The 14531-nt window shown below is 44.8% G+C and carries 10 protein-coding genes; 9 read left to right on the top strand and 1 reads right to left on the bottom strand.

Annotated features, from left to right (window positions below):
* The first annotated feature begins 296 nt into the window (after positions 1-296).
* From M3180_RS17300 to M3180_RS17285, 4 genes are all read left to right on the top strand, one after another.
* Complete coding sequence (locus tag M3180_RS17300) at positions 297-2255, top strand: FAD-dependent oxidoreductase (protein WP_251669780.1); 1959 nt, start codon at positions 297-299, stop codon at positions 2253-2255.
* Positions 2256-2425: 170 nt separating this feature from the next.
* Entirely contained in the window at positions 2426-4213 is a 1788-nt protein-coding gene (locus tag M3180_RS17295) for an LTA synthase family protein (protein WP_251669778.1), read from the top strand.
* Positions 4214-4487: 274 nt separating this feature from the next.
* Positions 4488-5216: a hypothetical protein gene (locus M3180_RS17290; protein ID WP_251669776.1), complete on the top strand. Its 729-nt coding sequence runs from the start codon at positions 4488-4490 to the stop codon at positions 5214-5216.
* Entirely contained in the window at positions 5209-5988 is a 780-nt protein-coding gene (locus tag M3180_RS17285; RefSeq protein WP_251669774.1) for a hypothetical protein, read from the top strand. Before M3180_RS17290 ends, M3180_RS17285 begins: the two co-directional genes overlap by 8 nt.
* A 108-nt stretch (positions 5989-6096) precedes the next feature.
* Here M3180_RS17285 and acnA read toward each other — a convergent pair whose 3' ends face one another.
* Entirely contained in the window at positions 6097-8808 is a 2712-nt protein-coding gene (gene acnA / locus M3180_RS17280) for an aconitate hydratase AcnA (RefSeq protein ID WP_251669772.1), read from the bottom strand.
* Positions 8809-9387: 579 nt separating this feature from the next.
* On the opposite strand from acnA, the gene M3180_RS17275 reads away from it, so the two are divergent.
* The 5 genes from M3180_RS17275 (at position 9388) to M3180_RS17255 (ending at position 14503) form a co-directional block, all read left to right on the top strand.
* A complete protein-coding gene (locus tag M3180_RS17275; RefSeq protein WP_251669770.1) occupies positions 9388-10629 on the top strand; it encodes an amidase domain-containing protein in 1242 nt (413 codons plus the stop codon).
* Positions 10630-10712: 83 nt separating this feature from the next.
* Positions 10713-11819, top strand: coding sequence for a D-alanine--D-alanine ligase (locus tag M3180_RS17270; RefSeq protein ID WP_251669768.1), 1107 nt, complete (start codon positions 10713-10715; stop codon positions 11817-11819).
* Positions 11820-12063: 244 nt separating this feature from the next.
* Positions 12064-12378, top strand: a complete 315-nt coding sequence (locus M3180_RS17265; protein WP_251669766.1) for a hypothetical protein — start codon at positions 12064-12066, stop codon at positions 12376-12378.
* Positions 12378-13394 (top strand): UV DNA damage repair endonuclease UvsE, encoded by a 1017-nt coding sequence (uvsE, locus tag M3180_RS17260; RefSeq protein WP_251669764.1) that lies wholly within the window; start codon positions 12378-12380, stop codon positions 13392-13394. Before M3180_RS17265 ends, uvsE begins: the two co-directional genes overlap by 1 nt.
* A 248-nt stretch (positions 13395-13642) precedes the next feature.
* Complete coding sequence (locus tag M3180_RS17255; protein WP_251669762.1) at positions 13643-14503, top strand: inositol monophosphatase family protein; 861 nt, start codon at positions 13643-13645, stop codon at positions 14501-14503.
* Positions 14504-14531: the final 28 nt, after the last annotated feature.

Below are 14531 nucleotides of genomic sequence, written 5' to 3'. Positions count from 1 at the left end.
TATAAGGTTGTAGTTTACAAACGAGAAAAGTATACTTTATGACGATATTGACCGTGAAATAGGCTCACGTTTTCTACCAACAAGGATCGTATTTATTGAGAGGAAGCTAGATAAGGAGGAACTTGATGGTTACTCTGAGGATTATTACCCACTAGCGAAAGCTGAAGTTTTCACATCTATTTATTAAGTAAATGTTAAGCATTTATTCAGCTGCTATACAGCGATCTGACAATAGTAATTAAACACAGCTCTCTACAATTGGACTCATGTAAACAATTGAAGGAGAGCTGTTAACGATGAAAACAAAGCTTGGACTAAGACTATTATGTATTTTCTTGTTTATCATTATTGTTGCTATTATGTTGGTGATTAATGATAAGTCTGAGAATAAGAGCAGTAATCAAACGGTATCGATGGATGTTGGTCAACATACGAAGGCAGAAAAAGAAGAGTATGATGTGATTGTTGCCGGAACTGACCCGGAAGGCGTGATGGCTGCCATCTCAGCAGCCCGCAACGGCATGAAGGTACTGCTGATCGATGGACGAGATCGCGACCGACTGGGCGGCTTGTTTACTTTGGGAGGGTTAAATACGCTTGATCTTAATAATTCACCGTCACAACCGTCGTTTTCCACTAAACTGAAGTTTCTCAACGAAGGATTGTTCCGCGAATGGTTCGATCAGCTCGAAGGCACATCCTTCGATACGCAAACAGCGGCGAATGTGTTCTTCAAGATGGTGAAGGACGAACCAAATATCGATCTGATGCTGAACGTCTCCGAGATGCAACCAGTGGTTGAAGCTAACGACTCGATGTTAAAGGTGAGCGGACTTGACGTTGTCAGCAAGGACAACAGTAAAACTCGCATTCGGTCCAAGGTCGTAATTGATGCTACGCAGGACGCGGATATTGCTGCAGCAGCAGGAGCGCCATATATGACAGGGCGTGAGGATATGGGCGATAAAGAATCAAAAACTGCTGTAACACTGGTTATAAAAATTAAAGGCATTACTGATGAAGTTTGGACAGCCTTTGGCAAGCGCAAGGGCAGCGGTCAGTTCGGGACAAGCATTTGGGGGTTTCCAGAAGCTGTAGGATACGTTGCTACTGACCCGGACCGGGTGCGTGTAAGATCGCTCAACATTGGTAGGCAGGCTGATGGTACAGCGCTAATTAATGCAATGATGGTGTTCGGTGTTGACCCGCTTGATCCGGAGTCGCGCAAGGAAGGCTATGAGATCGGCAAACAAGAAGCGCCGCGATTTATTGACTATATGAAACAAACTGTTAAAGAATTCGAAGCAGTGGAATTTGCAGGTGTAGCAGAAGAGCTATACGTTCGGGAAAGCCGCCATATTGTAGGCGAATATGTTCTTTCGATCCGTGACCTGATGGAAAATCGCGATCATTATGATGCTATTGCTTATGGCTCCTACCAGGTCGATCTGCACAGTACAGGCAGCAAGGATGCCGGATATATTCTGATGAAGCCGATGCAATACGGTGTGCCGTTCCGCTCGCTTGTTCCATTGAAGGTTGATGATCTGCTTGTTGTGGGCCGTTCGGCAAGCTTTCAATCAATGGCTCACGGCAGCGCGCGGGTCGTGCCACTCGGAATGGCGACAGGCCAAGCGGCAGGAGCAGCCGCAGCAATGTCGATTAATGAAGTCATCACTGTTCGAGAAATGTCGAAGTCTCAGGAGTATATGGACAAACTGCGTAACCTGCTTACAGAGCAAGGCGTTGATCTAAAGATGAACAAGTTTCCGACTCCGTACTACCTGAAGCATAAAGCGGCGCGCGGTCTGCTGACAGCGATAAGCTTGTTAATTACGACCGGCAGTTATAATAATGAAGGCTTCAAGCTGGACGAGCCATCGAATCCGATGCGCCTGCTAGGGCAAACGCCTAAATTGCGCCAAGCCGTACCTGAGAAATTTGCCGGGGATGCTGCTGTGGGTGTAAATGATATTGTTGAAGAGGACATGAAAAGCAGTCCGCTATCTCTGGAACGCGCCATACATATTATATCTGCTTCGATGGGATTGGATCAGCACAAAGGAACAGTGGAGCATTTTGTTGATAAAAAATGGCTTGCCGGCGAAACATTGGCTGCCATCGATGATAGGACATCTCTGACAAACGGAGAAGTGTATTTGATTATTGATGATATACTGAGAAATTATGCTAACTATTCGGAGTATGGATCAAGTGCGCCCTCTCCCTCAGGCAAGGCAGGTGATGCGCAATGATATTTACTGCACGCATTATTGCCTGGCGAGCTGGGCTACAGCGAATTTTAGAGGGAAGTCCGCTGCGAAAATACAGTAGTATAACAGGCATGACGCTGTTGCTGCCGATTGGTTTAGTGCTGTGGACGGAGATGTTGCAGCGTGGCTCTCTGATCAGCGCGGTTGAATGGATGCTGAAGAACACCACCATCTCAATGTTCAATTATGGTATTTATATAACTTTATTTATTTTGGTCTATGCGCTTGTCGGTCGATTTGTGGTTGCTGCTGGTCTATCGGCTCTGCTTTTGACGCTAGCAGCCTTGACCAGCTACTTCAAGTCCTCGCTCATTGGAGAACCGTTCTTCCCTTGGGATTTGATGCTGAGAAAAGAAGGACTTAATATTTTCCCTTACATCTCCAGCTTCTCGGCAGCCTCCAAGCTGCTGATCATATTACTGTGTATCATCTGCATTTTTCTTCTGCGCATCATTGTGCCAAAGCTTTCGCTGCCGCTGCTGGTGCGGCTTATGTTCGGCCTGTTGTCTATATATGTACTGTATGCAGTAGGTGTGCAGTCAACATGGGCTGGCAAGCTGGCTAAGGAGCTTGGTTATAAGGAAACCGTCTGGAATCAGAACAAAACTTACACCGATAATGGGCTGGCAGCTGCTTTTATCATGAATGTAAAGCATACAATTATTGAACGGCCCGAGGGCTACAGCAAGGAGGAGCTTGCCCGAATTGCAGACAGCATAGTCACCATTCAACAGGATCGCGCCCAGTCGGCTAACGGTGTGCAAGATAATTCGTCGGCGAGTGGCCGTGCTGAAGTTATGCCGAATGTTATTTTCATTATGAATGAAGCCTTCTGGGACCCGATGCTGCTGCCCAATGTGTCCTTCAGTGAGGACCCGATTCCGACTGTACGAGGTTTGCAGCAGCAGTTCACCTCAGGGTATCTGCTGTCGCCGCAATTCGGCGGCGGGACAAGCAATGTCGAGTTTGAGGTGCTGACCGGCCTGTCGATGAGTCTGCTGCCGCAAGGGGCGGTGCCTTATCAGCAGCATGTAGGCGATTCACTGCCGACACTGGCCTCCTATTTTGAAGACCAAGGTTATTACAGCATGGGGATTCATCCGTATGACGGCTGGTTTTGGAGCCGCAATCGGGTGTACAAGTCGTTTGGCTTTGAGCGCTATAAGAGCAAGACAGGCTTTGACAATCCTCAGTTCAAAGGCGCTTATATTTCAGATGAGGAAGTGACAAAGAGCATTATCGAGGAGGTTTCAGCTTCCGACAGACCGATGTTTATTTATGCTGTTACGATGCAAAATCACGGACCATACAGCAAACCGCGCTATCAGGAGCATGAGGTGCAGGTTTCGGGGGAACTGACAGAAGAGGCAGCTCAGATTTTGCAAACATACACTCAAGGTGTGCGCGATGCCGATAAAGCGCTGGGAGATTTAATTACTCATTTTGAGCAATCAGGAGAGCCGACCGTAATTATTTTCTATGGCGATCATTTGCCTATGCTGGGCGAGCAATATTCCGTCTATTTGCAAGGGGGACTCATTTCCAGCCCTAGCGCTTGGGAATGGTCGCTTGAGGAATGGCAGCGGATGCGAAGCATTCCATTCGTCACCTGGTCAAACATGCCAATGGAAAAACAAATGTATCCCGCATTGAGCTATTCCTTCCTCGGGTCCGTCATCCTGGATGAGCTCCATATGGGCAAGCCTGCGCAGTTTGCGCTTGGCTCCATGCTGGCAAAGAAGCTTCCCGCCATGACAGGAGCACTCTATGTTGATGCAGAGAGCCAGTTGTATAACAAAGTACCTGAGCACTCCAAGTCATTGGTAGATGATTACCTTAAGGTGCAGTATGATTTGATGTTCGGCAAGCGATACTTGGCTGATTATGTAGATGGCACATTTATTCGCAAGACACCGCTAGAAGGCTATACGCTGGAATAATTGCTTCACCAGCTAATGACAGATGAATAGCAGGAGAGCATGATCAATTTAGCATACTCTGGCGAATGATAAGCACAACAGAATATAAGCTAACAAAGCGGAAAGCGGCCAGCACCTCCTCGTAGGGACTGGCCGCTTTGCTGTGTCCAGTGATGTACTGTGTAGCGTTATGGTTTACTGATGAAGAAAGTTATGTTAATTTATGTTAATGTATGCAAAGGTTGGTGCTGTTATTAGTAAACTATATTGAAGCTATGAGGAGGTGGGAGGCCGATTGAATGTTACGCTCAATATGGGGATAGGCATTGTTCCGATCATAACTAACGCTCTAGCTTATGCTGGGATTGCTTACTTTGCGTATAAACAGTATCAGAAGCAAGCATTAAAGCCTAGCGTATGGAAGATGATTATTGTTATGCTTGTTGGATTATTTTCTTTTTCATTTGATTGGTCTATGTCGAATACGATGCTGAGGTTTGCGATATTACCACTAGGTGTGTGGTTAATTTTTCTTGTATGCAGAGGTAACAAGCATAGATGGCAAAAATATCGCTCATTTGCATGGCTGGGTTTTGGAGCGAATTATTTGCTGTTGGCAGCAACGCTGTTATCAATACCGCTTCAGAATGTCCTTTATCCGACGGATAAGCTTTCTACTCATATTGCAAAGGTAAACAACGCATCAATTATTAGGCTTCATCCTTCTGCTGAGGAAGTCTCGTTGAATGTAGAAAGTTTAAAGGAGCAGCTTTCATCAATGCAGGAGGCTCAATTAAAAAGTGATGAGCTGTATGTAAAAATTGTGCTTGAAAGTGACCAGAACAATAGGCAAGAGCAATTCCCTTATTTACTAATAGGCACGGATAGCAAATGGGGCAGTGGTTTATCTACAGTAATCTACGTAGAAATGGATGGAAAAGGAATAATCACTTCTACGCATGATAAGCAGCTATACTATCGCTTTGAGAAATCCTTGCTGCAGGAGGGAATAAGTGATGGATAGAAAGAAGTGGAAGATTACTACTACCGTTGTAATAGCTATTGCGGTACTATTTAGCGCTTATTGGATCATTAGTGCGAAGCCTGGCGCGTTTCATGATGCTACGCAGCTCATAGATAAGATCAATGATGTGTTCCCTCAAGCCCAAGCTAAGGTCATTCAGGATACCATAAAACTGGATGATAAGCACATTGTCGTTCCATTTATATCAGAAAATGATGATTATGGATTAAGCTATTGGGTTTGGAAGCATTACAGTTGGAAGCTTGTTTATGTTAGTACGAGAGGTTTACCTGAGTTATGGAAGCTTGGGAACGATCCTTCAACCTATCATATCGTTTGGAATTTACATCCGGATAGTAACGTTGATAGCCTTCACTTTTATATGGAGAGGCATAGAGGCTATAGGGTATCAAGAGGAATAGAACATTACTATTATCCCAAAATACAGCTTGATGAAGCAGTTTCCTTAGAGGGAAAAACGTATGGTTCGATGAAGCTATGGGATGATTGGTCTGCTACTATTAGAGAGTTAACGAATAATCAAATAAAAAAACCAATATCCTTTGAAGATAAATCATTAGCATTTCAGAACATAATAATAAGCTTCATGTATTATGATAGAACTGGCGAACATTCAACTCTTATGAAATCATACAGCGGAAGAAGCTATTATAATGGGAAAATTGATACGGAGTTTTTATTCTTTACTGAAAAAGCTAGATTAGAGAGCATAGAGGATAACTACATTCAAGTACATCACTCTTCGCGATGAATGGATGAAGTAAATAAACAGGGGCTGCCTACAAGTCATGTACCATGACCTGGAGGCAACCCCTTATTTTATTGCATTCTATACGAGTTTAGAAGCAATGAGTTCAGCTTACATATTTGCGATCATTTGACGAAGTACAGTTTGCAGAATACCGCCGTTATGGTAGTAGTCTACGTCTACAAGTGAATCAAGACGAACGATCACATTGAATTGGAACGTTGTGCCGTCTTCACGAGTAGCTGTTACCGCAACCTCTTGTCCTGGCTGAACGTCGTTAGACAAGCCAGTAATGTCGAATGTTTCGCGGCCAGTGATGCCTAGAGACTGCCAGCTGTCACCTGCTTTGAACTGAAGCGGAAGCACGCCCATACCAACAAGGTTAGAACGGTGAATACGCTCAAAGCTCTCAGCGATAACTGCTTTAACGCCTAGAAGATACGTACCTTTTGCAGCCCAGTCACGAGAAGAACCAGTACCGTACTCTTTACCAGCGATAACGACTAGGTTTTTATCTTCTGCTTGATACTTCATGGAAGCATCATAGATGGACATTACTTCGTTGTCAGGCAGGTAAGTTGTTACGCCACCCTCAGTACCTGGAGCAACTGCGTTACGGATACGAATGTTGGCAAATGTACCGCGCATCATTACTTCATGGTTACCACGACGAGAACCATAAGAGTTGAAATCTTTACGCTCTACGCCATTGTCGATCAAGTATTTGCCCGCTGGGCTTGATACGGTAATGTTACCAGCAGGAGAGATATGGTCTGTTGTTACAGAGTCACCCATCAATGCTAGTACGTTAGCCGCTTTAATATCAGCGATATCGTTTAGACCTTCACCTAGGTCAGAGAAGAATGGAGGGTTTTGAATATAAGTTGACTTCGCATCCCACTCATAGCTTTCGCCTTCAGGTACATCGATCGCATTCCAGCGTTCATTTTGCGTAAATACATTCGCATATTTATCATGGAACATTTGCGGATTAAGAGATGCTGCAACAGCTTCTTTAATCTCAGCATTTGTTGGCCAGATATCTTTCAAGTATACAGCTTCACCTTGTTGATCGTAGCCAATTGGCTCAGTAGCAAGGTCAATATTAACTGTACCAGCTAGAGCATAAGCAACGACAAGTGGTGGAGAAGCAAGGTAGTTTGCTTTTACTTGAGCATGCACGCGGCCTTCAAAGTTACGGTTACCAGAGATAACTGCAGCAACGGTTAGATCGTTGTCAGCTACCGCTTGGCTTACTTCCTCAGGAAGTGGACCAGAGTTACCGATACATGTTGCACAGCCATACCCAGCAACGTGGAAGCCAAGAGCTTCAAGCGGCTCGATAAGATTCGCTTTTTTCAAGTATTCCGTAACAACTAGAGAACCTGGTGTAAGTGAGCTTTTCACGTATGCAGGCTTCACTAAGCCACGTTCAACTGCTTTTTTAGCTACAAGACCAGCACCAAGCATTACGCTAGGGTTGGAAGTGTTTGTACAGCTTGTAATCGCAGCGATAACAACTGCACCTGCTTTAAGCTCAGTTTCCGCACCGTTAGGATGCTTCACAGGAACGCTTTGTGCGATTTTTTCTTCAGACAAGCCGTAGCCGCCTTTTTCAACAGGCTTACGGATTGCATCGTTAAATTCCTTCTTCATGTTAGTAAGCTCTACACGGTCTTGCGGACGTTTAGGACCTGCAAGTGAAGGAACGATTGTAGAAAGATCAAGCTCGATCACATCTGTAAATACAGGATCTGGCGTTTCATCTGTACGATACATATCTTGAGCTTTGTAGTAAGCTTCAACAAGAGCGATTTGCTCTTCAGAGCGGCCAGTTTGACGCATGAACGATAGTGTCTCGCTGTCTACTGGGAAGAAGCCAATTGTCGCACCGTATTCTGGCGCCATATTCGCAACTGTCGCACGGTCAGGCAATGAAATATTGGATAGACCAGGACCGAAGAACTCTACGAATTTACCTACTACGCCTTTTTTACGAAGCATTTCAGTAACCGTAAGTGCAAGGTCAGTCGCTGTTGCACCCTCTGCTAGGCTGCCTGTAAGCTTGAAGCCAATAACCTCAGGCATAACGAAGTATAGAGGTTGTCCAAGCATACCTGCTTCCGCCTCGATACCACCAACACCCCAACCAACAACACCAAGACCATTGATCATTGTTGTATGAGAGTCCGTACCAACTAGAGAGTCAGGGAATACAACCGTTTCACCATCAACTGTTTTTGTAGCTGCAACGCTTGCCAGATACTCAAGGTTAACTTGGTGAACGATACCTGTTCCTGGAGGAACAGCACGGAAGTTATCAAATGCAGTTTGAGCCCAGCGAAGGAAACGGTAGCGCTCCTCGTTACGCTCAAATTCAACTTTAGTATTATACTCAAGCGCCTCTGGAGTACCGAATGCATCAACCATAACAGAGTGGTCGATAACAAGGTCAACAGGAACAAGCGGATTGATTTTTTTAGGGTCTCCACCAGCTTTTTTAACAGTGTCACGCATTGCTGCTAAGTCAACAACAACCGGAACACCTGTAAAGTCTTGTAGAACGATACGAGCTGGAATGAAAGGAATCTCTTTATCCTCGCGTCCATTCGCCCAGTTAGCAAGCTGCTTAACATGCTCTGGTGTAATGGCACGGCCGTCAAATTGACGAACAGCTGCTTCAAGCAATACTTTAATGGAGAATGGCAGCTTGGAAATATCTTTAAAGCCTTGTTGTTCAAGTCCAGCTAGCTGGTAGTAAGCATACTCTTTACCGCCAGATACAAGCGTGGAGCGAACGGAATATTCGTTTTGTGTAGCCATCGTAAGTCTCCTTTGTTCATTTATTTACAGTTTCATTAGGTGAAACTGTATTTCAAAATAACCTATATCTATAGTATAGCGGTAAATGAGTGCGGACGTAAAGTGTAAATGTAACCTTTCTTAGATGAAGTTCAAAAAGTCCAGGCTTGATGACGACGTTACTCGTTGTAGCTTAGTCGGCTTCGAATATGAAGCTCTACCGAAAGCTCTGTTGCTCACGTACCAATAACGTACGCTGCGCTACTCGCTCTCTAGTATCGCTTCATCTTCTCGGTCCTGAAGCCTGAACTTTTTGAACGCTTATTATAGATGAAGTTCAAAAAGTCCGACTTTGATCACGAAGTAACACTAGGTAGCATATTCGGCGTCGAATCTTGAACTCAGCCGAGCTTTCCGGTGCTCACGTACCAATAACGTACGCTGCGCTTCTCAATCTCTAGCTTTAAGTAACACCCAGTAGCATATTCGGCATGCATCGTATGTTGAATTCAACATGAATAGCCAAGTCTATGCATATAATGAAGCAGTTATCCAACCACGGTAGACTTTTTACAATTCAAAGCTGTGAGGAGGGGAAGTATGAGCAGGTCCACAGTCCACACAAGACGCAGAAGAAAAAAGACAAAAGGCAAGCAGCAGCAGGCAGTTATTCACGCTGCACAGCGCTCAACGATGATTACAGGGCAATCCAAGCATGTGCAAGCTTCTAACTTTGCTCCAAGCATGGATCAGCAGCCTACCAGAACAGGCACAATTAAAGCCTCATTACCGCCGTTAACGAGTAAGGTTAAACGAGAGAAGGTAACAGATTGGAGGCCACTGTTTCAGCAATATATTACGCGCTACAATCAAGCAGAAACAGAGCAGCACAGCTATCGTTTAAGCGAGTTTTCACTTGACCAGCTACATAATGAGCGTTTAAGCGAGCGATTGAACCGACTACGTGAACGGGATCTATATCGCGGAGCCCATGTAGCGGGAAGTGAGATGAAGGCAGAAATACTAAGTGTAAATGAGCTCGAGAATGAAGTCATCTTAAATGTAAAGCTATATGTGAAACGGAAAATCGCTCAGGATGATCAGCATTATTTTGAGGAACGCGTTGATCAGGAGCGGATATGGCTATCAAGCACGGAAGACAGCTGGCGTATTACAAGGATCGAGCCCATTACTCCTGAACGCAAGCCTCGTTATGCATCCACAGCCATCGATTGGAATGCTCAAAATGACATCGAGGAAGAGGAGGAGCCGTTGGTTCCTAGACCATACCTAAATCCTGAGCTTATTAATTTCCGCAACATGCGTAATATGAAGCGTTATCGTCGGGAGCAAGCAGTAGCATACGCCGATACTTGGTGGAATCAACCGAATCCACAGTACGAGGAGTTCGAAGCCAACTGCACGAATTATGTTTCCCAATGTCTCTTTGCAGGTGAAGTACCGATGCACTATACTAATAGAAGAGATAGTGGATGGTGGTACAAAGGACGACAGCAAAAGGGTAAGGAATGGTGGAGCTACAGCTGGGCAGTATCTCGCTCGCTGACTGCATTTCTATCGAAATCACGCAGCAAGGGCTTGCGTGCAGTCGAGGTTGATCGTGCAGATAAGCTTGAGCTTGGTGATATTATTGTCTACGATTGGAACGGGAACAATACGTTTCAGCATTCGACAATTGTTACCGCCTTTGATAGTAAAGGGCAGCCGCTTGTTAATGCCAATACGGTAGCAAGCAAGCATCGTTACTGGGACTATCAGGATTCCTATGCCTGGACACCGAATACACGTTATCGCTTCTTTCATATAAGTGATTATTTGTAAGCAAACTGCAGCTGTCCACCTCATTCATTTATCAAAAAGAAGGTACACATCGTGTGCTTAATGAAAGCAGCGGAGGAACAGTAATGGGAAGTAAAATTAAGGTAGGCCTAGTTTACGGCGGTAAGTCAGGGGAGCATGAGGTATCTCTGTCCACTGCATTTGCCGTTTCGAAGGAATTTGATTATAGCAAATATGAGATTAAGCCGTTTTATATTACGAAGCAAGGGCAATGGCTGTCTGGCCCTGCCATGAATCAGCCACCTGAATCCGCTGAACAGCTGCGTATTGCAGCTAGCACTGGAAAAGGAACGACACATGCTGCACTATTTTCTTTATTTTCAGCTATAGATGGAATTGTGCATGAGGATCAAGTCGATGTGATGCTGCCATTGCTGCACGGTACATTTGGCGAGGATGGAACGATTCAAGGTCTGTTCGAGATGGCGAACATTCCCTATGTTGGTGCAGGTGTATTAGCTTCCTCTGTTGGCATGGATAAAGTATTTATGAAAAAGGCATTTGCTGATGCTGGCTTGCCTCAATGTGTGTTTCGTTACTTCACGAAGCCGCAATGGCTGAAGCAGCAAGAATTTTACTTAATGGAATGCGAGATCGCTCTCGGCTACCCTTGCTTTGTTAAGCCTGCTAACCTAGGCTCTAGTGTAGGTGTTTCTAAAGCAAACAATCGTGAGGAGCTGATTCAAGCGATTGAGTATGCATTCCGCTTTGATCGTAAAGTCATCGTTGAGGAGTTCGTGGATGGTCGTGAGATTGAGGTTGCTGTACTAGGCAATGAGGAGCCAGCGGCATCTATTGCAGGGGAAATTATTTCCTCCAACGCCTTCTATGACTACAAGGCGAAGTACATTGATGGCAAATCAAGAATGGCTATTCCAGCTGAAATAAGCGAGGAACAGATGGAGCAAGTGCGAGAGATGGCGATAACTGCCTTTCAAGCGATTGATGGCACGGGCCTGTCCCGAATCGATTTCTTCTTAGAGCGTACAACGGGTAACTGGTATTTGAATGAAGCGAATACTTTACCAGGCTTCACACCATTCAGTATGTATCCGCTATTGTGGAGAGAAACAGGCTTAAGCTATAAGGATTTGCTTGATAAGCTAATCCAGCTTGCCTTCGACCGACACGCAGAGAAGCAATTAATTGATTATACTGGTGACCTGCAATAGCATTGCGATTACTAGAGTCCATACAACCTAAAAGCATCTTATTGGCATGATTCGATCGAAAAACGAATACATGCTATAGGATGCTTTTTTCATGCAGCCTTCTACTTAAACAACTGCGAGTGTAGGGGAGAAAGTACCTTTGATCATGATGAATTTATGGCTATATGGGCTAATTTTCGATATACTGAACAAGATTAAACATTATACAATGAAATAAGATGATTATAGATCGCGAGGGATATGAATGGGATTTCAAACAGAATTTAATTCAGTATGTAAATTCAAATCAGATCAGGAATTATATGAATTGTTGGAGTACGGAAAGGGTAAGATGGTGAAGAAGGGCTTTCGAGTCTATCCAACCGGACAAAAGGTTATAGCATATACCCCCTCCAATCAAGCAATTGCTATTGTTCGTGTATTAGCTTCTATCGCTGAAATTAACTTTCAAGGTGAAGAAGTGACTCAGGTTGAGATGGAGCTCGTTCGCAAATTAACAGAAGAAGAGGCACGTGTACAAACTGCGCTTGCCGAGGAGATGTTTTTTGGAGAACAGTAATGACAAGAGTTAGATTTGGCTTTGTTGCATTAAGCTTAGAGCTAAAGGAATCGTCACCGTCCAAAACGATGACCTATGCCAGCTTTTCCAAGCTTGCAGACCGTGAGGCAGCGCTTGGGCGTTTAGAGCAAATCGCAAATACGAACTTGCACAATACGCTGCGGCTGCTTAAGCATTGCTACGGCAATGACATTATGGTGTACCGCTTTTCCTCTAAGCTAATTCCACTTGCTACCCATGCAGCGCTCGAGGACTGGGTCCCTTACGACAAGCTTGCTGAGCCGTTTCAAGCGATCGGTCAGTTTGTGAAGGATAAAGGGATGCGTGTTTCCCTTCACCCCGACCATTTTTGTGTATTCAGCACGCCACGTGAAGAGGTGCTCAAGAGCTCTATACGAGATATGGAATACCATGTCGCCATGCTTGAGGCAATGGGGCTAGATGAGAAAAGCAAATGCAACATCCACATGGGTGGCGCGTACGGTGATAAGGAGACGGCAGGGAAACGATTCATACAGCAATTTAGTGAGCTGCCCGCAAGGATTAGACATAGAGTTACGCTGGAAAATGACGATAAAACGTTCAATGTAGCTGAAACTCTTGCGGCTGCAGAGGCTGTCGGCGTACCAATGGTGCTCGATATCCATCATCACTGGGTCAATCCAGGTTCGATAACGGAGGATGAGCTAATCCATTACTACTGGCCGCGTATCGTTGCTACGTGGACACGCGAGTGTGAGAGGCTTAATGTTACGCTTGATGAGCTGCCAGTTAAAATTCACTCGTCCAGTCCGAGAAGCTTAAGCGATCCGCGTGGTCATGCCGATTATGTTGAGGTAGAGCCGCTGCTTCATTTCTTACAGCAGGCCAAGCAGCATGCATCGGCTATCGATTGTATGCTAGAGGCGAAGGCTAAAGATGCTGCTCTATTCCAGCTAATGGATGATTTTCGAGTGAAAGCTCAGCAGCATGAGCATATCGTCGTGTTAAATAATGGAGCGATTGAGTTGACCTAAAAAAGTAGAAGAAGTGAACCAGCATAAAGCATCAAGCTATTATGCTGGTTCACGTTTATATGAACATTTTTGTAAACGTTTTAATAAAGAGGTATTATTTTTGTAATTCTATGAAACAATGTTTGAGTGTTATCGAATTTTGTACTAATATGGAAGTAGACAGACAGCTATGTAGAAATACTTGAAGGCATTAATAGCTATAGCATAGAGTCAATAGATAGTAATCATCAATGAAAGGGTGATCATATATGAACGAGAAACAATTGCCCTCCGTTGTAGGCAGCAAAAGCTTTACAGCTGTAGCCATTAACAGTGCTGCTAAGGCAGGAGAATGGGTGAAAACGAAGCTTGGCACTGCACTGAAGCTGAATCAAAAGGTTTCTGCATCTGATTTAGTTACAGAAATCGACAAAGGCTCAGAACGTTTGATTCGCAATTTAATTAGTACACACTTCCCACAGCATGCTTTTCTCGGAGAAGAAGGCGTTGAACCAGGCGCAGAGGCATCCTCGAAGGCGATTGCTAGTGCGAAGGATGCAGAGTACTTGTGGATTGTTGACCCCATTGACGGGACAACGAACTATATCCACGGCTTTCCATACTATTGTATATCGATCGCACTTGCTCATAAAGGCGAAGTTATCGTTGGCGTGATCTACGATCCGAGCTCTGATGAATTGTTTGTTGCGGAGAAAGGGAAAGGTGCTTACGTACATGGTAAACGTCTTGCCGTTTCCCAGGAGCAGACGCTACAAGAAAGCTTGATCGCTTCCGGATTTCCACCGGATCAGAGCTATGCCCTTCCGCTTAATTTGCATGCGATTGCCCAGCTAGCACCACAGGTCCGCAATATACGTGCAGTTGGATCTGCCGCTCTGCATCTTGCTTATGTCGCTGCAGGACGATTAACGGGCTTTTTTGAATATAACTTGAATAGCTGGGATTTGGCAGCTGGCTCGCTTATTATTCAAGAAGCAGGCGGCACAGTAACCGATCGCCATGGTCAGCCTTATCACCTTGAAGCACGAGATGTTGTAGCATCGAACGGTCATATCCATCAACCATTGCTGCAGCAGCTGCAAAGCTCTTTTGATAACTATAATAAGTAATAGATACTCTAAATAAAAAGGAGCGAAT

Source organism: Paenibacillus camelliae (genome assembly GCF_023715345.1).
GTDB lineage: Bacteria > Bacillota > Bacilli > Paenibacillales > Paenibacillaceae > Pristimantibacillus > Pristimantibacillus camelliae.
This window is presented reverse-complemented; position numbering and strand designations above follow the sequence as displayed.

What these genes read in the sequence shown, in the direction of transcription:
- M3180_RS17255 (WP_251669762.1), top strand. Translation starts at nt 13,643, where the DNA reads ATGAACGAGAAACAATTGCCCTCCGTTGTAGGCAGCAAAAGCTTTACA.
- M3180_RS17300 (WP_251669780.1), top strand. Translation starts at nt 297, where the DNA reads ATGAAAACAAAGCTTGGACTAAGACTATTATGTATTTTCTTGTTTATC.
- uvsE (WP_251669764.1), top strand. Translation starts at nt 12,378, where the DNA reads ATGACAAGAGTTAGATTTGGCTTTGTTGCATTAAGCTTAGAGCTAAAG.
- M3180_RS17275 (WP_251669770.1), top strand. Translation starts at nt 9,388, where the DNA reads ATGAGCAGGTCCACAGTCCACACAAGACGCAGAAGAAAAAAGACAAAA.
- M3180_RS17270 (WP_251669768.1), top strand. Translation starts at nt 10,713, where the DNA reads ATGGGAAGTAAAATTAAGGTAGGCCTAGTTTACGGCGGTAAGTCAGGG.
- M3180_RS17295 (WP_251669778.1), top strand. Translation starts at nt 2,426, where the DNA reads ATGCTGAAGAACACCACCATCTCAATGTTCAATTATGGTATTTATATA.
- M3180_RS17285 (WP_251669774.1), top strand. Translation starts at nt 5,209, where the DNA reads ATGGATAGAAAGAAGTGGAAGATTACTACTACCGTTGTAATAGCTATT.
- M3180_RS17265 (WP_251669766.1), top strand. Translation starts at nt 12,064, where the DNA reads ATGGGATTTCAAACAGAATTTAATTCAGTATGTAAATTCAAATCAGAT.
- acnA (WP_251669772.1), bottom strand. Translation starts at nt 8,808, where the DNA reads ATGGCTACACAAAACGAATATTCCGTTCGCTCCACGCTTGTATCTGGC.